Origin of the sequence: Sneathiella sp. P13V-1 (assembly GCF_015143595.1) — a bacterium.
In the GTDB taxonomy this organism is placed as follows: Bacteria; Pseudomonadota; Alphaproteobacteria; order Sneathiellales; family Sneathiellaceae; genus Sneathiella.
Window position 1 is genome coordinate 13,808 of sequence record NZ_WYEU01000002.1, and the last position, 20,703, is coordinate 34,510.

Sequence of the window (20,703 nt, forward strand, 5' to 3'; positions counted from 1 at the left end):
TAGATGAAGGGCGCAAAAATGACTTGCGTCATGGCGCCTTGACCATTATCAGGTGCCGTCTTCTGCGTAACCTATTCAGTGCTTGAGATCGTAAACTAACTGAAGGAATATCGCAGATTATTTCAAATAAAATCTAATTGTGTAAACTTGCAATAGATTGCCGGATTTTAGCTGTTTGTCTTGTCGGAGGATGGTCTTTTGAGCAAAAAAGGAAATGGATCGGATACACCCATTGAAATCAGCGATTTAGTTCAGGACAAAGAACTGATTATCGGGTGGGATGAATGGGTTTCATTGCCCCAGTTGGGATTGCCTGCGGTAAAGGTGAAAGTCGACACTGGTGCAAGAACTTCCTCCATTCATGCTTTTATGATCGAACCATTTACACGAGCTGGTAAATCACGTGTGCGCTTTGGGATCCATCCCCTGCCTGAGCGACCAGATATCACCGTATTTTGTACAGCGGATCTTGTGGATCAGCGTGAAATTACGAGTTCGAACGGCGAGTCTGAGGTGCGCTATGTCGTCAAAACCCTCGTTCGAATTGGCGGTCAGGAATGGCCCATAGAAATTTCTCTGACGAACCGCGAGAATATGCAGTACCGCATGTTGCTGGGACGGACAGCGATTGGTGGAAACGTAATTGTTGACCCAAACTTATCCTGCGTGCAAGGCGAACTTTCTGCGGCTCTTTACGATGAATTGCCAAGGGCAAAAGGACCTCGCAAAAATCTTAAAATTGGTATCCTGACACGGGAGCCGAATAACTACTCGTCTGAAAGATTGGTAGCTGCCGCGGAAGAACGTGGTCATTTGATCGAATTGATCAATACCACTAGCTGCTATATCAATATCACCTCCCACCGCCCTGAAGTGCATCTGGGGGGGAAATCCCTTGAAGGTTTTGATGCCATTATTCCTCGAATTGGCGCCTCCATTACCTTCTACGGTATGGCCGTTGTCCGGCAATTTGAGGCTATGGGCGTATACTGTCTTAATTCCGCATCTGCCATTGGTGCGTCTCGCGATAAGCTCTATGCGCATCAACTTCTGGCGCGTGCAGGAATTGGTATGCCTGATACAGGCTTTGCAAGGTCACCAAAAGCAACCGATGAGCTTATCAAGTTTGTCGGCGGGGCCCCTCTTGTGGTTAAATTGCTCGAAGGAACGCAAGGAAAAGGTGTGGTTCTCACCGAAACAAAAAAAGCGGCGGAATCTGTGATTGATGCATTTCAGGGCCTGAAGGCGAACATTCTGGTTCAGGAGTTTATCAAGGAAGCCGCCGGCTCCGATATCCGATGTTTTGTCGTTGGTAATAAAGTTGTCGCAGCAATGCGCCGAGAGAGCCTTGACGGAGATTTCAGGGCTAACCTGCATCAAGGCGGCCAGGCAAAACAAATCCGGCTTACCAAAGAAGAGCGTGCGACCGCAGTAAGAGCTGCAAAGGTGATGGGACTTTCCATGGCAGGTGTTGATCTCTTGCGATCGGATAAAGGGCCGAAGGTCCTGGAAGTGAACTCTTCTCCTGGCCTTGAAGGTATTGAAAAAGTGACCAAGAAAAAAATAGCGGATCTGGTCATTGAACATATTGAAAAAAATGCCCGACCTCCAAAAGTGATTAAACCACGGCGGTTGTGATTAAAAAAACCGGCTGAAAGGCCGGTTTTTTAGTTTGTGAACCTTGCCCAGACACGTTCATGCAGGAAATACATCACAAAAGCGACGCTCGTCATCGCAAATGTCAGATTACCAGCGAGGCTGATAGATCCTGTTACAATCCACGTGGTAATGAGGGTGCTGAATATCCCAAGAGTTTGCCAGCTAACCGCTTTTAGCAATGATATTTTTTTTGTGTTTTGCATGAGGGGAGTATTTGAAAACTGCGCTGGTTTGACAAGGAAACAGTTGTCACAAAAGTCTAAATTGCTCTTATAAAATTTTGAGAAAGTATAAAAATCAAGAAAATTGATATTTATCTCTAATATGATAAATTCTCTTGATGGATAAACGGGATCGCGCTCAAATTTTTCGCCGAAACATGCTCTCTGCTATGGATACGGCGAACCTCAAATCATCACAACTTGCTGATCAGGCTGGTATTGATCGTTCTACGCTTGGGCAGTTATTGAGTGAAAATGCACCGCGATTACCCAATGGGCATACATTGGCGGAACTCGCCAGCGTGTTAGGTGTCAGTTCGGATTGGTTGTTGGGTCTCAGCCAACAGGCGCAGCCCGTGACCACTTTGTTGGATGGCGCTCTGAATTTCACTCCCAGCTTGGAACGCGCGCCTATGGACAGCAATCTGGAGGAGTGGTTCCGCGAGGCGTCTGGATATAAAATCCGTCATGTGCCGAGTACCCTGCCCGATATGCTCAAAACCAACGAAGTTCTTCGGTATGAATATCGCGATTTTGCTGTCAAAACGGGGGAACAGGCGATTACGGAGCGGGATCTTCGGCAGTCATACATCCGTATGCCGGATGTAGAGATGGAAATCTGTATTCCTGTCCAACGGTTCGCGCAATTCGCAGATGGATCTCATATCTGGCAGGATATTCCAAAGAAAACCCGGATGGAGCAGATTGAATATATGGCGGAGCTGACAGAAGAATTATACCCTCGCGTCAGGATTTACGGATTTGACCTTCGCACCCACTATTCAGTGCCTGTTACTATTTTCGGTCCATTAAGGGCGGTTATCTATATCGGGCAAGGGTATTTTGTCCTCAACACCAGCGGCCACATCCGCCCTCTTGCCCGCCATTTCGACGAGCTCGTCCGCAATGCAACCGTCCAAGCCCACGAAATGCCTACCTGGATGCGCGGACATTTGTAACTATCAATTTCCATACTTCTTCTTGTAGCTGTAAAAGTTGGCTAACTCGGTAAGCATTTTGATGCGTGTTTTAGTGTCACTGGAAAGAATGGTTTCATACAGTGTGTCAAATTCCCCAACGTAGGCATGTTGCGATACAAGACTGATAACGAATTGCTTTTTATGAAGGTCTGATTTCAGGCGGCTGCTAAGTTGATTGAGTAGGTCTCTCGTCATCAAATTCGGGGCAAGGATGCGATTAGCATATTGAAACCAAACATTATTCGGTGGATCAGCATCTATTTGAGATAGCTTATTACCAACAACAGTTACTGCTTCTTGTATATTGTAAGCAAGATATGTGGAATTTAGGATTTCGTCCCAGATTTCAAATTCAAAGCTAACCGATTTTTGAGATGGGCGAAGTGTCTCGATCAACTTGAATGCACTCTCAAAATACCCTCCTTTAGCCAAATTCTTTGCGAGCAATCTTTCTGATTGAGCTTTGGTTTCGCAGCACATTCCTGTTAAGGCATTTCTCGCATGGTCAAAATCTTGCGAGAGTCCGCTTTTCGCCCCGATAGTGCTCCAGGCTGCAACTGCATGGGCTGGTGTTGGTGAAAGGGCTGCAAGTTCTCGGGCTTGTGCAAGATTGGCTTGGGTTAGTAACTGACCGAAAATATTGGCGTAAGTAGTGGACCCTATCTTATCCAAGTAGCCTTCTTTCAAAAGTGCTTTGAGATATGAATATCTCTGTTCTTTCGCAGCCACAAAAAAGAGGATAACTCCGAGATTGCCATTGTTGGGGTCACCAATGTTACTTTCATAAATTTCAGCTGCTTTTTTTGGCGTGTATTCAATCAAAGAATACATAAAAGCAGAGGAAGCAAGCTCCTGTTTGGAAAGCCCGGTTTGCTCTGCTATTTGCTCGTAGGTTAAGTTTTTATACGCCAACCTAAAGGCATCGACTTGCGTCGGTAGATGTTTCTTTTTCGTAAGGGATGTAATTTTTAGAGCATCTATGGGCTTTCCATTTTCGACCATTGCTTCTGCAATGAAAACGAATAAGGCATCCCGTATTTTTTGATCCTCGATAGTTTCCGCAATGGATACTGCCTCATCAAATTTCAGATCAATCGCTTTCAGTTCTGAATAACGTGCATCATAAACTTCGAGGTCACCCAATAGAAACCCAGGCGGGGTGCTATCGTTGATGTCCCAATAGGAGAGTTCTGAATTTATCTGTTTACTTCTTTGTCGCCCAAACTCGCCAAAATAGGCACGTTGCACATTAGGTCGAATTTTTGGGAAGGAATGTATCCATTTTTTGGCGCCCTCTATTCGACCGTTTTGAAGAAGAGCGAGGGCGATATACGTGCTTGCTGACTTGTGGTGAAACCTTTGTCTTGAAGCCCTTCCATCATTGTTGGAGGTTTCCAGTTTTTTTAGCTCGTTTTGCGCCATTTGGATAAAACAATTTGCTTCGTTACATGACCGTAACTCGTCAATGGTGAGTGTTGTTTCAGAACTAAATGCAAGGTTGATGGTTGCGAACAGTACTAGCAAGCAAACTAACCAAAGTTTGATTTCTCCTATCTTCATTCTGTTACCTCTTCAGTCCAGTTAATGGCTAGATCTGATAATGCGCTTAAGTAATCGTCCTTGGTGATGAGGCCAACGCCAGGCGTGGCACCTGTTTTTGTAAGCTCCCCGGACGCGATTTTTTTACAAAGCAAAATGGCCGGCATGCAGGGGATATAGGGGCCATCCCCTTTGCGTGCAGTAAGTTCAAACAGGATTTGTTTGGTATTTCCGGCTTTATCCTTGCCAGAGATCTGCATGTGAAAGCCACTATCTTCGGAGCCGAAAACATCAAATAGGAAAGATGCTCTCAGCATGAAAGGGGCCAGCTTTTCTAACCGTGGGATTAGCCCCAATCGCACCAAACCTGATAGCATCCACAACGCCATGTGTAAGAATTTGAGTTCCAACCCTGCATAAAATCTTATGGTTTGCAGGCTGGGGTAGCGCTTTGGAAAGATACTTAAATCCGGGATATCACAGTTGCCAAGTAAACGCGTTCCAAGGTCTTTGTAATTTCTCGCTTTTAAGCCTTGCCACCCATAGATGGTTTCATTTTTCCCTTGAAGTAGGGTCTTAAAGGGCTTTCCTGTGTATCCTAAAATGGCGGCAGTTGTGGCGAGGCCGCGCGTTGTTTTTTGCGCGGTGGTGATGCCATAGTCAAGGCTTTCGAGGGTTTCAAATTCGAGCTCATAGTGATCCACTAATGCAGAGGTAAGGCAGGGGACTGAGCTTGCACCGCTGACAGCTAGAACCTCTGCTGCTTCAGCTTGCTCATTGAGCCGCTCGATGCCGACGACGAATTCTCTGCCGTCTGCTAAATCTATATAATGGGCTCCGATATGGATACAGGCCAAGGCAACCTCATAACCCTGAGCCTGAAATGGGCCTGAGGTGTGGATGACTATGTTGGGATTGCAGGCTTCTATCGAGTTTTTGATGTCGTCTGAAATATCAAGTTTCAAGGCATCAGCGTCAATTTCCAGTGCGAGTTTCTGTGCTTTTTGAAGAGATCTGCCTGCCACAATAATATGCAGGTTAGGGTCTTTGGATAGGGTAGACGCTATGTATTTTCCAAAATTCCCATAGCCACCAATGATCAAAACACGTTTCATTCGACCACCTCAAATCTTCCGCGATACTCGTATATTTTTCCCCACAACGGATGTGTAATATGGGTAAACATATCGAATGTTGTGTCATTTACGGCCACTTCTTCAGCATATCCCTTGCCAAGTATCATGGTTAGAGGAAGCGGAATAACTTTGTCCCAAAGATAAAGGCCGTATCCTTTGTGTTTTAGGATCACTCTGTCATTTTCCCAGTGATAGGTGAGACGCCAGCAAAGGTGAAATCGCATGATTTCAATAACTTCGTTGCCTTGTGTTTGAAGCATACGGGAATGAAAAATGTAGGGCGCGTCTTTTTTGAAATTGAAGGTACGCACAAAATGAAAAGCCGCCGATGTCTCTTCACTTTGAAATAAGACTTCAACCGGAACATCCTTTTCATTTTGCGCTGGAATTTGACCCAATAACTTCATAAGTGGGGCGATCCACTGGAGGGGCGCTTTGCAACTTACATCAAGCACGCCCGTAACCTTATGGGTGTCGTTGGAATAAGGGCGATTGGCATAATGCTTGACCATAACCGGTGGGAGATTTTTCCAGTTCTCTCCGAATATGGATTTGAAAGTTGGCTCACTCATATGGGTTTTGCTACCATCAGGTAAAAAATAATCAATAAGCCAATGAAAGCTGGCCACCCAAGTAAGAACCAAATCTGAAATAGCTTGTTGTATCGCTCTGGAAGTGCTGTTTTTGTCTCCCGCGCGTGGATAGCCATTTGCTTTAGTTGTATCTGAAGCCAAATAACGGGGATCCAGCAACATCCAACTAAGACATAAATAGCATAAGTTGCTAAGAGCCAGTAGTCGGTCCATGCAAATCCGCCTAGATGAACGAGAAGAGCCCCTGAAATCGGTTGGATAATGACAGCGGGGAGAGTAAAGATATAGTCAGCCACTACAGTGTTTTGTGCAGCATAAGCTTTTTCTTCTATTTTTACCGAGAAATAGGAACGAAGCATAAAGAAGGCAATACCTAAGCCTGTCCCAAACAGTATAGTTGAACTTAAAATGTGTACTGTCTTGGCGAGCAGGTAAAGATCTATACCTTCAAAATCCATCGATGATGTTCCGTCCACGGTTCATGGTTTTTAGTTTCCATTTTTAGATAATTAAAAGCAAGTAATTTATCGGAAAAATTGTGATTGAGGGGTGTGTTGAGGATTTAGAAAAGGGCTCCTTTTTAGGAGCCCCTAGAGTATCAGTTATCCAAAAAATCAATTACCTCTTCTGCGAAATTGAGGTCATCCTGAAATAAGATACTTGAGAGAGAGCCGGCCAGGCACCATCATTTGAATTGCTATGCGTCCTTTAAACCGGGGCATATGCAAAATTTATTGTCAGAAATAACTGACGACCGGATTGTTGGGGAACAGGCTTTTAAGATCGGTTTCTTCGTCAATTTCCAGATGCGCGAGAAAACACTGTGTAACTTGGTTTCGATCTGCAAGAGGAAGGTCGACACCTATAACACGGCGATGAGGGCGTTCGTGTTGATCAAGCTGCCCTTTAACCAACCCGATAAATGGAGAGGAGACCATTTCTTGAAAATATCGACCTTCAATCGATTGCCAGGCTTCGGGGGAAAGGGCGTTTTCACCGAGATATTTGTTGGTGTAGTCCGTTCCCCACCATTCGGTAAGGTCTGTTCCCCATAAGGTGAATTTGACATTGAAGGGGTTATTTTCGAACTTGACGATCGCTATTTTCCCCCACCACCCTTTGAAATCTAGAAAATCAAAATCTGACCGAGAGGGAAGGCTGTTGCCCTTGCGTTTACTTTGCCACATGGCAACAAGATCTTGAAAGGGCCCAAAATCAGTGGAGGGCGAGTCTAATGGGCAGCGGCCATACTCCCAATTCAATACGGGTTTTGCCTTATCGGAAATCAAACTGGAAACTGCCTCTATTCGTTGGAACTGTTATTAATACATATGTTATGAAGGTGTCATCTTACTTAACAAAGAACGCGACTTGAGATTTTTAAGCCAGCGACGACTTTAAAAAAAACTTCTGATGGAACTAGTGAGCCTCCGTCGCGGGTAATAAGGTTTCAATACCAATTTCTTGTCGGCGTATTGCGGCAGCCAGTTTCTCGTAGCATTCAACAGAATGCTCTTCTGACCCCTTTACCAAAAAAAGGTCGATGGAAATTGTCTCAATATGCCGACTGGAGAATGTCACATCCTGATTTTCATTTTTGAAATACTCGCAGACAATTGAGGCACAAAAAACAGCGTCAATTCGATCTGCTTTCAGCATCTTAATGCCAGAATCCATAGTTGGATACGAGGACATCGTAACCCCTAAACGTTCTCCAATCCCTACTTCCAGTGCATTGAATGCTACTGAACCAACGTTAATTCCGGTGAGTTGAAGTGAGGGCGGAATGGAAGTTGAACTTTTATACATAATACTGATGCCACTTCTAAAAACGCTTCTAAATAGAAAACCTGTCACACGCTTGTCTGAAAATGCAGAAGAGGGGTGAAGCAGCAATTTATCTTTTTCGTTCCATACCTTGGTGAGCCGATTAAAGGGTTGATACGTGAAAGTCACGTCTAGGCCCACCTCTTTTGCAGCTTTTAAAATAAGGCGATTGATGATGCCATCATCGGTATGTTGATTGGTTAAGGGGGGATAATGACTTGTGACAATCTCAATAGCTTGAGCATTTTTGGGGAAAACTGCAAAGGTAATCCATGCAACGCAAAGAAGCAGAAAAGATTTCATCATAAAAACCGATAAGCTACAGAAAGGTCACCAACCATAATCACAGTATTGTATTCCAACCTAGAAATAAAGTTTCTCTTTCTAGGCGAATTAAGTTCGTCTGTGTCCCGTTAGCCAAGGCGCCCGTAAAATGTCATGCGCCCTGTTTCTGATAAAGCCACCCCCGGAGCATTATTATAAGCAAGTACCACAAGCAAACGAGTTCTGTCGCCTTCGGTTGGAGTGACGCGGTGAATAGAATTACGCCCCCTGAACAGCGCCAAGGTGCCAGGCTCTGCAGACAAAGTGTCCACTTCCGTTTCCCCCTCGAGGACCGCTCGCACACCTTCAAAATTCATTTCCCCTGCATCAGCATCACGAAGGTCGCGCACATATTGAAATTCCCCACCACCTTTTGGTGCTTGCAGGAGGAGTGTGATGGCGAAGGACGAGTTATCGAAATGCCAGTTTAACTCGCGACCCTCATCTGCAAAATGAACATTGATGCCGGATAGGGGATCGGCGTACGGGTAAATGCCTTCTTCCTCTACAACATAGGCTACAAATTCTTTAAATGAGGGGTCGTCATATATGGCGTGAAGGCCAGACGTCTCTGGAATCTGATCTGTTGTAATACAGCCTTTGTTGGAGTTTAGTTGTCGGTTGAAAGGGTGATTGTTTGGCAGTGACGGATCGGTGGCAGTCAAATAGACGTTGTGTGTGTCCGCTGTGTAATAGACCTTGTTACTTTGCTCTTCTGCTTCAACGATCATCTGCTTCAATGCTGCTGGAAACAAGAAGCCGGGCAACAAAAGGCTACCGTTTGCTTCTAGCTCTTTACGGCATTCCTCTTTAAACGTGGTAGATGTGAGCGGATATTTTTCGAGGTCCACCCAATTCCCAATGTTACGGCCCATAGCTCTACTTCCTGAACATCTTCATATTGTTTGCCCTCAACTTATAATGGGAGGGGGAAAAGGCTCAAGAAAATAGTGATGAAGCAAACAGCTTGTGTTGGAGGGAAAGCTTAGAGGCTGTTAAACTGTTCTTCGGTTATCTCGTAGAGATCGCAGACAGAGTTGCTGTTTATTATCTCGCGGCTATCGCCTGCGCGATAAAGACCACCCTCTTTGAGCAGGATTGTTTTGTTCGTCATTTTACGAGCTAGATTGAGATCATGTAAAATTGCCACGATCGCAAAATTTAGATTTTCGCAAAGGGAAGAACAGAGATCGAAAAGTTGAAACTGATATTTCAGGTCGAGTGCTGACGTTGGTTCGTCCAAGAACAGGACAGCATTTCTCTGTCCCCACAATTGGGCCAACACACGCGATAAATGAAGGCGTTGCGCTTCTCCCCCTGACAATGTGTCTAGCTGCCTCTCTGCAAATTCAGTCGTTCCGGTAAGGGCCATGACTTCACGAATAATCTCATTTTGTTCAGAGATATCCTCATTGCGATAGGCGGCGCGCCCCAACGCCACAACATCTACCCCCTTAATTGGAAAGCCGATGGATACGTGCTGAGTGAGGACGGCCCTTTGTTTTGCCAGTTCTCCTCCTGAAAGGTCGCCAATAACTTTGTCGGCTATTTCAATTTTGCCAGTGTCAGGTTTTTGAAAACCCGCAAGACATTTCATAAGAGTGGATTTCCCAGCACCGTTAGGACCTAGAATTGCCGTGATTTCTCTCTGCTGAGCTTGCAGAGAAATATTCTTGAGTATTTGTTTGCCACTCAAAGACAAAGAGATATCAGTCGCTTTCAACATGATTTAGAACTTTATGCGCAGTTGTTTCATAAGCAGCCAAAGAAAAAACGGACCACCTATTAAACTGGTCAAAATGCCGACAGGCATTTCAGAGGGAAGAACAATAATCCGGGCGATTGTGTCCGCAAGGAGCAACAATCCAGCTCCCATAAGGGCTGATAAGGGAAACAAGTATTTATGGTCTGAACTTATGGTCAACCTTACCAGATGAGGGACAACCAGGCCGATAAATCCGATAAGCCCGCTAACCGCTACGGCGGCCCCAACTGATAGGGCAGACATGACAATCACATTGCGTTTGAGGCGTTTCGTATCCACCCCGACATAGCTGGCATTTTCCTCACCCAGCATAAATACGTTTAAATCAGAAGCTGACCTTAGAAGAAGAAAGAGGGTAGGGATCAGCAATGTAGCCAGAAAGATAACAGAAGGCCATAGTGCACCGCCCAGGCTTCCCATCGTCCAAAAGGTAAGGGCTCGCATTTCCTGATCATCGCTTAAGAACATCAGGAAGCCCGTTCCCGACATGGTAAGGGCGTTAAAAGCGATGCCAGCAAGCAGCATATGCATCACCGAAAATGCCCCGCCTATTCTGGCTAGATGAAGAATGAGAAGGCTGGTGGCAAGGCCACCTGAGAAGGCAGCAAGCCCTAACCCATACATCCCAAGGAGGCCGGGCAATGGACCAACGATGACAATCATCAACGCGACCGACAGGGAAGCTCCGCCAGAGATGCCAATGAGGCTGGGATCAGCCAATGGGTTCCGAAAAACACCCTGCATCGCCGCCCCGGAAATACCAAGGGCAGTACCAACCAGACAAGCTAATAGAATTCGTGGCAACCGAATTTCCGACAGGACCATCTTTTGAACGTCGCTTAGTTCGTTGCCGATAAGCGAGACAACGGAGACCGGAATTGCTCCTGCTGACAACGAAAACAAAAATATTGCTGCCAATAGAACTAAAAATATTCCCGACCACAATTGAAGTGGGGAGGCGACGCCAATTGTGACCCTGCCTTTGCTGACGCTTCTAATCATTTGATACTTAGCTGGTTGTAAAGATCGGTAGCTGCATCAATGGTGCGGGGCCCAAAACCCAATAGGCGTAATCCGTCCATTGCGATTATCTGTGCATTTTTCCCTGCAGGCGTAAGCGAGATGCCGGGTAAGGAGAGGAACTGCGCCATTCCACCAAGCTGGGCGATACTTCGCTCAGTGGTCAGGATGACGTCGGGTTGCATTTGGACCATCGCTTCCGCGGTGAGCGGCTTGTAACCGATGAATTTTGCGGCAGGGTTGCCAGCACCCACTAATGTCAAAATGGCGTTTGCCGAGGTGTCACCGCCCGCTGTCATTGGTGTTTTAGCGCCGTGTGTCATCACAAAGACAACTTTTTTTGTAATAGGATTTTTTGAAACACGTGCCGCTAGGGCTTTATGCTTCTGCAGAATGTTGTTCGCCAATTCTTGTGCCGCTTTATCACGATTAGCAAATTTCCCGATTTCCAAAGTGTTTGCAACAATGTCACTGATGTTTTTGGGGGCTTTGACCAACTGGATCGAAACACCCGTATTGCGAAGCTGTTCAATAGTGGCTGGTGGCCCAGCTTCTTCCGTTCCGATGATATGTGTTGGAGACAAAGAAAGCACACCTTCGGCCGCCAGTGTTCGTTGATACCCAACCTTGGGTAACTTGTTCGCGGCCATAGGGTAATAACTTGTTGTATCCGCGCCAACAATATGAGTGCCCCCGCCAATCGCAAAGAGTGTCTCTGTAACAGCCCCGCCAACTGAGACGATCCGAAGAGATTCTGATGCAGATAGAGATGAGGCCGCAGATAAAGTGAGAAGTAGGGCAAGGCATAACTTTTTGATCATGATTTTTCTCTTTGCATTAAAATATTTGCGGCCTGAATGCCTTTACTTTCCAGAAAGGTAAGGAGGGAAAGCAATCGCTCCAGAGACGTGCCACGATCACCTGCAATTACCAGTTCTTTTCCGGCATTTTCTTGCAAATGTGTAGGCAGTTGAGATTTCAACTCTCCTAAACTGCTGATATCTTTGCCATCCAGTGCGTAGCCTACCTGCTTGATTTCCAGGAATATGTGCTTTGAGGCTTTGGCAGGTTCAGTTTCCTCGGTTACAGCTGAGGGAAGTGTCAAATCCATCATTCGATAGGAAGCACCAGCGGTAAGGATAAAAAACACCAATAGAATGAACATGATGTCGAGCAAGGTGGTGAGGTCCAGCATGAGTGCCTGACTGTCATCCGTATCTGTATGTTGGCTGCTATGTTGGATCACAGAGCCTGCTCCTGCTGCAATTCCAGATTTAGGGAGCGCTGATTGAGTTCAGCAGTAACAGCGTCAAGAACTGCGTTCCTCCAAAAGGTCAAAAGGCCCGCCAGAACGACACATGGCAGGGCAACGACCAGACCTGCAGCTGTTGTGAGCAAAGCTTCCCAGAGGCCGTCGGCAATGAGATTTGGTGTCACCGGATCCGTCGTAGATGCAATCTTTCGAAAGGCGCTAATGATACCAAGAATGGTGCCTAAAAGACCGATGATTGGGCTTACTGTTGCGATTAGTTTTAGAAGATTAATGCCGCGATCAAATGGCTTTCTCGCTTTTTCAATATGTAAGCTGACTTGCTCATCACGAAGACGCCTGGAGGAGTTCTTTAAATCGTCCAGCAGTTGCCCGGATTGGCCAAGAAATTTTTTCCCGCGTCCATCAATGATGAGAATAAAGACAAGACGTTCGAGTAACACCATAACCGCGAAAAGGGAGCAGCCCAGAAGCGGCCCCCCCATCACCCCAAATCGATCCATTATCTCAGGCAGCATTCTGGGCCGCCTCATCGGTCAATTGCGATGTAATCGCGCGCCAACCGTCAAGTTCTGGTTCACCTGGTTTACGTTTGCCAAATAGGGTTGTGATAATTTCCCCATCTTTATCAAATACTTCTACTGCTGTGACGATGCCATCTTCTGTTGGCTTTCTTGTGATCCAGGTTCTGGCAATTTCTGCTTCGTTGAGGTGTAAGTTGAACTTAGGATCAAGAATATTGAACCAGCTTCCGTGATCAACCAGCTTGTTGACAGTACCTGTGTGGATCTGAATGCAACCGCGGTTGCCAACAAAAACCATGATTTCCAGCTTCATTTCCTGTGCAAGTTCAATGGCACTGCGCGCAACATCGTTGGAGACCTGAATAGCGAAGTGATCAGGAACATGTTTGAAGGCTTGTTCTCTGCCAACTTTAAACTTGCGAAGCATTGGAAAGAAGTCATGTGTATCCTTCATGCCCTCCCACGCTTTTAGGAATTTATCCCAATCCACTTCCTCATCAGCGGGATCAGGTGCTTTTTCTGGATATTCTTCGAGTTCTAAAATCGGGTTCTGATCAACTGCGCGATATTTGTTTAAGAGCACATCAAAATGGTCTTCGTTAGAATGATTGGTCAGATAGATTTTGTGGAGCGCTGTACCAGATTTGTCAAAAAACTGAATACTGCGACGTGTACCGACTTTAGTGTCTTCGGTAACTGCGAATATAAAACTCCAATGAGACATAAAAAGGCGCAAATCAATGTCTGGATTTACAAACAAGCCCGTACGCATTGGGCCCATTGTGTGAAACTGCGGGCCTTCATACACCCCTTTGCGTTCATGGACACAAGACTGGTTTCTTGTGAGCGCCATGACTTCACCAAAAGGTTCAATCTCTGACAGGATCTCTTCAGGTTTGTTTTCCAGTCGGACAATATTTTCCCCGAGCTGACAGGCAACCAGTTCCGCTTCGCTGACACCCAAATTCAAGGCCGCATCGCGAATGCGCTTGCCGGGATTTTCCTCTTGAAATTTCTGATATGATTGCAGCAGTTTTTGTGTTTTCGGTTCCATTTTACTTCCTATCGAATGACAAATTTTACGGGGACACGGACCCAACTTTTGACCTTGCGGCCATCTTCTTCACGAGGTTCAAATTCCCAACTTGCAACAGCGATGAGAGCCGCCTTGTCGAGCATTGTGTAGCCAGATGATTTTTCGACTTTCAAATCTCCAGGGCGACCTTGGTTGTCGACCAAAGCGTGCAGCATCACCGTACCTTGCTGACCTAACTGATAAGCACGGCGAGGATAGACAGGTGGGGTTCTGTGACGATAATTTGCGGTATGAATAACTGTGGAAACGTTATTTCCCGTGTTGTGTGCAACTGTTTTGGGGCTTGGTTGGACTGATGCTTTCGCCCGGACTACAGGTGCTTTAGGTTCCAATATGGGAACCTCTTTTTTTTCAATCTCGTGCTGAATAGAAGCTTTCTTCACGGTCGGTTTAACAGGCGGAACTTCCGCTTGTTGTATAAGATGCGCCGGGCGCGTTCTTGGGGAAGGGGTCGGTTGTAGCTTGGGTTCCGATTTCGCAAGCTGTTTGACGGCGTCTTCAATAACTTCTTTTTCAACTGGTTCTATGGGTAGAGCAATCTTCTCTTGTGCGATTTTCGCAGTTTTGAGGTTTTTAGGCGCAGGAGGTGCAGGCATAAAGACTTGTTGCGGTGCGGCTTTTACTGCCTCAGCCTTGGCAGGTGTCGGTGGAGCCACTGGTCTTGGAGCGGCAATAGAAGATAGAGAAATCCGGATCTTTTCAATAGGAGGGACATTGAGGTTGGGTGTGCTGATCGCAAGTGACGCCAGTGCAAAATAATTGACAGCAAAAGACAGGGCGAGAAATCCGCCCCATCTAGCCAAAACGTTCCTATTTTCAAGAACAGCAGTTACCATTTATAGGAAGCCCTCAGATTGAAACTGCGACCTTCCTCGTCCAGGACGGCATAGCGCTTGCTATATTCTTTGTCGAAAATATTGCTGATGCCAAAGTCGACGGTGAGATTTTCAAAGTTTCCATCAGCAGGGGCCCAGCGGTAATAAATATCGTGAACACCATATCCGCCAGTTGGATCATCTCCAGGATTTACCCTGTCATTTGCCTTGGCAAAGCGGCTGCGGAAACCAATGACACTGTCGTAACTTGCAACTGTGTAATTAAGGTCAGTCGTCAGTGTCAGCGGAACATTGTTGGAAATATACTCGCCGGTATCCTCATCTTCTGCGTGGACGTAGGACAGGCCTGCATTGGCTTCAAAGGCCCCAATTCTGTATTTGGAGGACAGCTCAAACCCATAAAGTTCAGCATTGTCGATATTGAGGAACTGAGTGGTTCCGGCACCAACATTGACCTCCTGTGTGATGAAGTCTTTACCCTTACTCAGGAAGATCGAACCTTTGACATTAAGAGCATCATCCGCAGTGAAAAGCTTATCCAGATCAACACCCGCACCTAATTCATAGGTGAGTACTTTTTCAGGTTCCAGATCAGGATTTGGGACAAAGTTATTGTCCGGCACAAATGGCGGAGCGCCGGGGAAGTGAAGGCCAGCGGCATATACTTCTGTCATGTTTGGGGCGCGGAAGGCTTGCGCGACACTACCGAAAATTACGAAATTGTCAGTTGGATTATAGCTGAGGGCAATTTTCGGAGAGACTGAGCTCTCATCCTGTTCATTCCCATCGTTATCTTCACTTTGGAAGCGGTCGTAACGAACACCGGGGATAATCAGGAAACGTCCAACGCCTGTATTGACTGTGATTTCATCCTGTAGGAAGAAACCGTAGTTCAGTGTTTCTGCATCTGGAACACCGGGTCGGCTGCCGTCACCGGTCGCTGTGCTCTTACCTTCTTGGTCGTCTTGGTAAATCTCAAGGCCATAGGTAAATGTGTGGGCATGGGTGTTTGAAACCAGCCATTTAGACTGATTTTCCGCAGTGAAGCCAAGTGTTTCAATGGCACGGCTTTGAACGCGACCCGCATTCGTTCCTGTAATATCGGTTTCTTCAACTTCTGTGTCGTTGAAGTAGGCGTGAAGCTTGGTGTTTAACCAGTTATTTCCGGGATCCTCGAAGGCGTATTTCAGACTGTATTGTAGATCACGAACGGTTTTATCAACGATGGGGTTAGAAGATCCGATAGCGCCTGCGCCATTGTTTGGCTCTTGCCCATCATTATTGGAACCTTGAAATTCAAATTTCAAAGTATGCCAGTCGGCGACCGTTACACCTGCTTTAAATAAACCAGAGAGAACACTGTCGTCGGTATCCAATTCTCCGCCGCCGCCAGTCTGAATGTCACCGGATTTTCTAAAAGAAATACTCCCAATTAAATCGACATATTCTGTTCGGCCATACCCACTCATGATCGTGGAAAACTCTTCGTTTCCGGATCGCCCGCCTACAGTGAGGGAAGCGCCAGCAGTTTGCCCTGGGTTAAGCAGGTCGGCAGCGTCTTTAGTTTCAAACGCCACAACGCCACCGACCGCGCCTCCCCCATAGATTGAGGACGCCGCACCCTTGACCACTTCAACGCGCTTTAGAAGGGAAGGGTCAATGAAGAACCGTCCGTCATGGGCCGCTTCAAAATTTTGACGGCGCCCATCTTTGAGAGTGATAATGGCCTCTGCGTCAAAGCCACGAATTGAAACAGTTTGTCCATTTCGCCGAGGGCCATTATCCACCTCAACACCAGGAACGTGGTTCAGGAGATCTTTAGTGCTGCTGGAAAGTGCGTTTCCTGGGGCTTCGGTGTCGATAACATTGACAATAGCAGGCACGTCAAAAGAAGAGTTCGCGGATTTAGTCGCATAAACTGTGACCGTATCTAGCTTTTGAGAGTTGCCAGCTTTTTCCTGCGCAAAAACAGGGTGTAAACAGGTCGTTGTGAGTAGTGCAGCCGAAAGGGCCACGCAAGACGCATGTCGCATAATCATTCCTACAAATGAAGTGGCGATCGCTTGCTGCCTTGCTGGTGCCGTGGCACGTGGCTGAGTGGCTAGCTACTAACCGAAAGTTACTTTGTTAAAATCAGTTTTCCGTTACCGGTCAGGCGCAATTTATATTCTGCATCATTATGCAGAATGCACAGTTCCTTACCCGTCTTGAATAACGCGGCACTTTCGATAGTGCGGTTTTTCACCGGGATGAACCATTCTGATGATGACGGTGCATCAATCTTATTTGCCATACCAATACTCAAACTGACAGTGATTCCAAATTTGTTAGGAATGATTATCAATAGCGGTATTTTGTGTCAATGATTTTGTATATAATGTGAGAAAAGAATTAATTGGTTTTGCATGAGTTTGCTTCCCGACACATTCGTACTTGTAGGAATTCTGTCAATTCGCGTAACCTATTCTTAATCTAGAATATATAGAAATTTCCAATGCACTGTGTCTTTTGGAATGAATGTTGACGTTTTAAGGGGAGCTCATTGTCAAATAAAGACGCTGAGATAGATGAACTACATAAGAGTTATGTGAAGGGTAAGGAATTGCTTTCCACGATAACGCAATGGCAATTGAGAGAATTGCTTGAATACTGGTTGGAAAAACACCCAAAAAACAGGCTGCCGAAGAGAGCGGATTTTGATCCGATCGATATTCCAAAGACATTACCATATATCGTAATGATGAATGTTGAGCGCAACCCGTTCAGGCTCAAATTTAGACTTGTGGGCACAGTAATTACAAATGCCTTTAACAGAGAACTGACAGGACTGTATTTCGACGAATCCTTTGATAATTATCTTGAGGCGGAAGGGTATACGCAGCGCAAAGAAGTTGCTGAAGACGGCGAGCCTAAGTATTTCTTTGGAAAAGGAAAGTTAAAGTACGATTTGGACTTTACATCAATAGAGTGGGTGCTGCTTCCCTATGCAGAAGATGGGGAAAATGTTGACCTGATTATCGCTGCGCTTTCCTACGGGGGAGAATAATTTCAGATTTTCGGCGGTATTTCCCAACAGGTTAACAATCCGTAAAAGATTACCCTTTAGCTTTATAAGCAAACAAGTAATGAAGTTGAGTGAGGTATCTGAATGAACCGAAAAACAGAAGGCGATGATCTAGACCTGAACGGACCAAACGCAGGTTTTGGGCATAACAGACCTGACACACCCGAAGATGAACTCGCCCGAGAGTTAGAAGAGTTAAGAGCCGCAGAACTTAAATCGCGCAACCTGCCCTCTATTGAACCTCAACTTATTGAATTTATCTATGAAGTCCGCTTTTACCCTGGCGCAAACCTTTTACGGGGCGAGCTACAGGCGTTTGATTTGTCCCATGCTGAGCGAGTGCTTCACGTTATTCTTGGCCTAACGCGCTTGCCTGTAGATACCCGAATTGTCCCTAAATCCGAAGAGGATGAGCGTATACGTGTGAACCGTGTGGAGAGAAATCGTCGTGCACTCAGAAAACTGACCAGCCATCACCATTGGTTGCAAGGAAACGCGGATGGGGCTCGTGCGGATTTCGCCGGTGAAGATTTAAGCGATGCTGTATTGGAGGGTAGAGATTTAAGCCATGTAAGCCTTGCGAATGCCCGTCTTGCCGGAGCTCGTCTGTCAGGGGCGAAACTGGTAGGTGCCGATTTGAGTGGGGCGGATTTAAGTGGGACCGACCTATCCGGGGCAGATCTTACTAACGCAACCCTTGCGGACGCAAATTTGATCGGTGCAAATTTGAAGGGGGCAAAGTTGTCAGGTGCAGATGTTTGGCGCGCTAATCTCGCGCGGGCAATTATTTCACCTGAAGAGCTACACCGGGTTTTGGGATGTCAGAAATAGCAAATACCTGCCATTCTTATAGAATGACAGGTATTCGGAAGTCCAAGGCAAAAAGCCTTTTTCTTCAGCCGCTCCCTAAGACTTAGGCAGAAGAACTGTATCGATGATGTGAATGACACCATTGCTGCTCTCGACGTCAGCGGCGACAACGGAGGCATCATTGATCATAACACCACCATCTTGTGCGTTGATCATCAGCTTGCTTCCCTCCACTGAACCTGCGTCCAGTTTTTTACCAGCGATGTCGGAAGACATAACTTTTCCAGAAACCACGTGATAAGTAAGGATTTGGATGAGTTTGTCTTTGTTTTCAGGCTTTAGAAGTGTTTCAACAGTTCCTGCAGGTAACTTGTCGAATGCAGCATCTGTCGGGGCGAAGACTGTGAATGGCCCTGGGCTTTTCAGCGTCTCTACCAGATCAGCAGCTTTTACTGCAGCGACCAAAGTATTAAATTTGCCTGCAGACACAGCAGTATCCACGATATCTGCTTTCGCCATCTGGTCTTTCTGCATGGCAGTTTCATTTGCGTTGCTTTGAGCGCAGGCGGCTAGACCAGTCGCAAGTGCAATTGCTACGAATACTCCAGATGTTTTTTTCAGGGCTTTCATGATCTTCTCCTCTGATTAACAGGTCGGTTGATATCGAAAAAATCTAATCTGATTGTTGGTTCGACCTTGTTTACGGCAGGAGTGAAACTGTGGATCACAAAAATAGAGAAAAATAGTCAAATAAAAACAATATCTTAATTGTTTTCAATTTTTTGATCCAACCGTCATCGGAAAACGTAGAAACTAGTGCGATTTTTGAAATTGGGTGAATTTATGACACATGAACCTGTCTGGGTTATTGGCGCAAGTAGTGGGATCGGTTTTGAATTGGTGAAGCAGTTTTTGGCCGAAGGAAGGCTGGTTGTGGCTTCTTCGCGTAATGTTTCTCCATTGGAGGAGTTGAGAGCCATGTATGGCGAAAACCTAAAATTGATATCCATGGATGTGACGTCTAGTTCCTCGGTTCAAAATGCAGTGAGTGAAATCCATAACCAGGATTTGGAGATAGAAGCGGTCCTGATAAATGCCGGTGGTTACGTTCCCGTGAGTGAAACTCAGATATCAGAGGATGTCGCCCTCTCAATGATGAAGGTCAATTATTTGGGACCTGTGTCAGTTACTGAGAGAATATTACCTGGCATGTTGGAGAAAGGGCATGGCCATATTGTATTTGTTGCCTCTGTGGCGGGATATTTGGGGCTGCCAAAATCGCTTGCTTACGGCCCCAGCAAAGCTGCACTGATCAACTTCGCGGAAGGTTTGAGAGTTTCCCTGCAGAAAACTGGTATCAAAATACAGTTGGTAAATCCTGGTTTTGTTAGAACGCCCTTAACCGCGAATAATACATTTAAGATGCCGTTTTTAATGGGGGCATCAGAGGCTGCTACGCGCATCGTGAAGGGTATGGAAGGGTCAAAATTTGAAATCAGCTTCCCTAAGCGCTTTACCTATTTTTTGAGACTCCTTCAAATGCTTCCCTATGGTTTTACGTTAAAATTTCTGAATGAAAGAACAGTCAAATGAGTGTTTCAGACAAAGTTATGATGGGATGCAGAAAATACGCTACGTTCTTTGAAAAGCTGAACCGCAACAACATTTACCAATTGGAAGAATTGGTGACCGAAGATTTTTATTTCGAAGATCCGTTCAACAAATTATCAGGTGCACGCCCCACCATGATCATGTTCGATCGGATGTTCCTTCAAGTGGGAAACCCGAAGTTTGATATTTTGTCCATCAGTTGGTCTGAAAAACCGGAAAGCGCCATATTGAAATGGCGGTTTACTGGTGATGGGGGGCGAATTGGAAAGATTGATTTTGTTGGCCTGTCAGAGCTTTGTTTCGATGATGAAGGCTTCATAAAGTCCCATGTTGATTATTGGGATAGCGGTGCACATTTTTACGGGAAGCTTCCGCTTGTGAAGCATGTGATCAATTACATCAAAAAGAAACTTCATGGGTAATGTGTT

Annotated in this window: 24 protein-coding genes; 6 read left to right on the forward strand and 18 right to left on the reverse strand. The window is 45.9% G+C overall.

All coding sequences use genetic code 11. The features are described from left to right. Positions 1–237: 237 nt before the first annotated feature. Positions 238–1,638, forward strand: coding sequence for a 30S ribosomal protein S6--L-glutamate ligase (rimK, locus tag GUA87_RS07015; protein WP_193716987.1), 1,401 nt, complete (start codon positions 238–240; stop codon positions 1,636–1,638). Between the two features lie 29 nt (positions 1,639–1,667). Here rimK and GUA87_RS07020 read toward each other — a convergent pair whose 3' ends face one another. Continuing rightward, positions 1,668–1,862: a DUF2061 domain-containing protein gene (locus GUA87_RS07020; protein ID WP_193715862.1), complete on the reverse strand. Its 195-nt coding sequence runs from the start codon at positions 1,860–1,862 to the stop codon at positions 1,668–1,670. A gap of 137 nt (positions 1,863–1,999) precedes the next feature. Between GUA87_RS07020 and GUA87_RS07025 the strand changes: the two genes are divergently transcribed. Then, positions 2,000–2,839 carry a helix-turn-helix domain-containing protein gene (locus tag GUA87_RS07025; RefSeq protein ID WP_193715863.1) on the forward strand — a complete coding sequence of 280 codons (840 nt, stop codon included), beginning with the start codon at positions 2,000–2,002 and terminating at the stop codon, positions 2,837–2,839. 3 nt (positions 2,840–2,842) lie between these two features. Here the strand turns inward: GUA87_RS07025 and GUA87_RS07030 are convergent, their stop codons facing one another. From GUA87_RS07030 to hemP, 16 genes are all read right to left on the reverse strand, one after another. Further along, on the reverse strand, positions 2,843–4,420 hold the full coding sequence (locus tag GUA87_RS07030) for a hypothetical protein (protein ID WP_193715864.1): 1,578 nt from the start codon (positions 4,418–4,420) through the stop codon (positions 2,843–2,845). Next, positions 4,417–5,514: a saccharopine dehydrogenase family protein gene (locus GUA87_RS07035; RefSeq protein WP_193715865.1), complete on the reverse strand. Its 1,098-nt coding sequence runs from the start codon at positions 5,512–5,514 to the stop codon at positions 4,417–4,419. Before GUA87_RS07035 ends, GUA87_RS07030 begins: the two co-directional genes overlap by 4 nt. After that, complete coding sequence (locus tag GUA87_RS07040) at positions 5,511–6,107, reverse strand: DUF4166 domain-containing protein (protein WP_193715866.1); 597 nt, start codon at positions 6,105–6,107, stop codon at positions 5,511–5,513. The genes GUA87_RS07035 and GUA87_RS07040 overlap by 4 nt, the downstream gene beginning before the upstream one ends. After that, positions 6,104–6,586, reverse strand: coding sequence for a DUF2269 family protein (locus GUA87_RS07045; protein ID WP_227711792.1), 483 nt, complete (start codon positions 6,584–6,586; stop codon positions 6,104–6,106). The genes GUA87_RS07040 and GUA87_RS07045 overlap by 4 nt, the downstream gene beginning before the upstream one ends. Before the next feature lie 279 nt (positions 6,587–6,865). After that, the gene (locus GUA87_RS07050) at positions 6,866–7,417 is read right to left on the reverse strand and encodes a PAS domain-containing protein (RefSeq protein ID WP_321575885.1); all 552 of its coding nucleotides are present in this window, start codon (positions 7,415–7,417) and stop codon (positions 6,866–6,868) included. 130 nt (positions 7,418–7,547) lie between these two features. After that, on the reverse strand, positions 7,548–8,261 hold the full coding sequence (locus tag GUA87_RS07055; protein WP_193715868.1) for a transporter substrate-binding domain-containing protein: 714 nt from the start codon (positions 8,259–8,261) through the stop codon (positions 7,548–7,550). Between the two features lie 107 nt (positions 8,262–8,368). Continuing rightward, positions 8,369–9,154 (reverse strand): 2OG-Fe(II) oxygenase, encoded by a 786-nt coding sequence (locus GUA87_RS07060; RefSeq protein WP_193715869.1) that lies wholly within the window; start codon positions 9,152–9,154, stop codon positions 8,369–8,371. A 110-nt stretch (positions 9,155–9,264) separates the two neighbouring features. Further along, positions 9,265–10,005, reverse strand: coding sequence for an ATP-binding cassette domain-containing protein (locus GUA87_RS07065; RefSeq protein ID WP_193715870.1), 741 nt, complete (start codon positions 10,003–10,005; stop codon positions 9,265–9,267). Between the two features lie 3 nt (positions 10,006–10,008). Next, positions 10,009–10,962 (reverse strand): FecCD family ABC transporter permease, encoded by a 954-nt coding sequence (locus GUA87_RS07070; RefSeq protein ID WP_265332206.1) that lies wholly within the window; start codon positions 10,960–10,962, stop codon positions 10,009–10,011. Positions 10,963–11,042: 80 nt separating this feature from the next. Further along, entirely contained in the window at positions 11,043–11,885 is an 843-nt protein-coding gene (locus GUA87_RS07075; RefSeq protein WP_193715872.1) for a heme/hemin ABC transporter substrate-binding protein, read from the reverse strand. Further along, entirely contained in the window at positions 11,882–12,310 is a 429-nt protein-coding gene (locus GUA87_RS07080) for an ExbD/TolR family protein (protein WP_193715873.1), read from the reverse strand. The genes GUA87_RS07075 and GUA87_RS07080 overlap by 4 nt, the downstream gene beginning before the upstream one ends. Continuing rightward, entirely contained in the window at positions 12,307–12,852 is a 546-nt protein-coding gene (locus tag GUA87_RS07085; protein WP_193715874.1) for a MotA/TolQ/ExbB proton channel family protein, read from the reverse strand. Before GUA87_RS07085 ends, GUA87_RS07080 begins: the two co-directional genes overlap by 4 nt. Beyond that, positions 12,842–13,912, reverse strand: a complete 1,071-nt coding sequence (locus GUA87_RS07090) for a hemin-degrading factor (protein WP_193715875.1) — start codon at positions 13,910–13,912, stop codon at positions 12,842–12,844. The genes GUA87_RS07085 and GUA87_RS07090 overlap by 11 nt, the downstream gene beginning before the upstream one ends. A gap of 8 nt (positions 13,913–13,920) precedes the next feature. Beyond that, complete coding sequence (locus GUA87_RS07095; RefSeq protein WP_193715876.1) at positions 13,921–14,790, reverse strand: energy transducer TonB; 870 nt, start codon at positions 14,788–14,790, stop codon at positions 13,921–13,923. Continuing rightward, complete coding sequence (locus GUA87_RS07100) at positions 14,784–16,823, reverse strand: TonB-dependent hemoglobin/transferrin/lactoferrin family receptor (protein WP_193715877.1); 2,040 nt, start codon at positions 16,821–16,823, stop codon at positions 14,784–14,786. The genes GUA87_RS07095 and GUA87_RS07100 overlap by 7 nt, the downstream gene beginning before the upstream one ends. A gap of 86 nt (positions 16,824–16,909) precedes the next feature. Beyond that, positions 16,910–17,083, reverse strand: a complete 174-nt coding sequence (hemP, locus tag GUA87_RS07105; protein ID WP_193715878.1) for a hemin uptake protein HemP — start codon at positions 17,081–17,083, stop codon at positions 16,910–16,912. Between the two features lie 249 nt (positions 17,084–17,332). On the opposite strand from hemP, the gene GUA87_RS07110 reads away from it, so the two are divergent. Together GUA87_RS07110 and GUA87_RS07115 are read left to right on the forward strand one after the other, a co-directional pair. After that, complete coding sequence (locus tag GUA87_RS07110) at positions 17,333–17,836, forward strand: PAS domain-containing protein (RefSeq protein ID WP_193715879.1); 504 nt, start codon at positions 17,333–17,335, stop codon at positions 17,834–17,836. A 102-nt stretch (positions 17,837–17,938) separates the two neighbouring features. Then, complete coding sequence (locus GUA87_RS07115) at positions 17,939–18,685, forward strand: pentapeptide repeat-containing protein (protein WP_193715880.1); 747 nt, start codon at positions 17,939–17,941, stop codon at positions 18,683–18,685. Positions 18,686–18,760: 75 nt separating this feature from the next. Here GUA87_RS07115 and GUA87_RS07120 read toward each other — a convergent pair whose 3' ends face one another. Beyond that, the gene (locus tag GUA87_RS07120; RefSeq protein ID WP_415774791.1) at positions 18,761–19,297 is read right to left on the reverse strand and encodes a fasciclin domain-containing protein; all 537 of its coding nucleotides are present in this window, start codon (positions 19,295–19,297) and stop codon (positions 18,761–18,763) included. Positions 19,298–19,507: 210 nt separating this feature from the next. On the opposite strand from GUA87_RS07120, the gene GUA87_RS07125 reads away from it, so the two are divergent. Next, the gene (locus tag GUA87_RS07125; RefSeq protein ID WP_193715882.1) at positions 19,508–20,257 is read left to right on the forward strand and encodes an SDR family NAD(P)-dependent oxidoreductase; all 750 of its coding nucleotides are present in this window, start codon (positions 19,508–19,510) and stop codon (positions 20,255–20,257) included. Beyond that, positions 20,254–20,697, forward strand: coding sequence for a nuclear transport factor 2 family protein (locus GUA87_RS07130; RefSeq protein WP_193715883.1), 444 nt, complete (start codon positions 20,254–20,256; stop codon positions 20,695–20,697). Before GUA87_RS07125 ends, GUA87_RS07130 begins: the two co-directional genes overlap by 4 nt. The last annotated feature ends 6 nt before the right edge of the window (positions 20,698–20,703 follow it).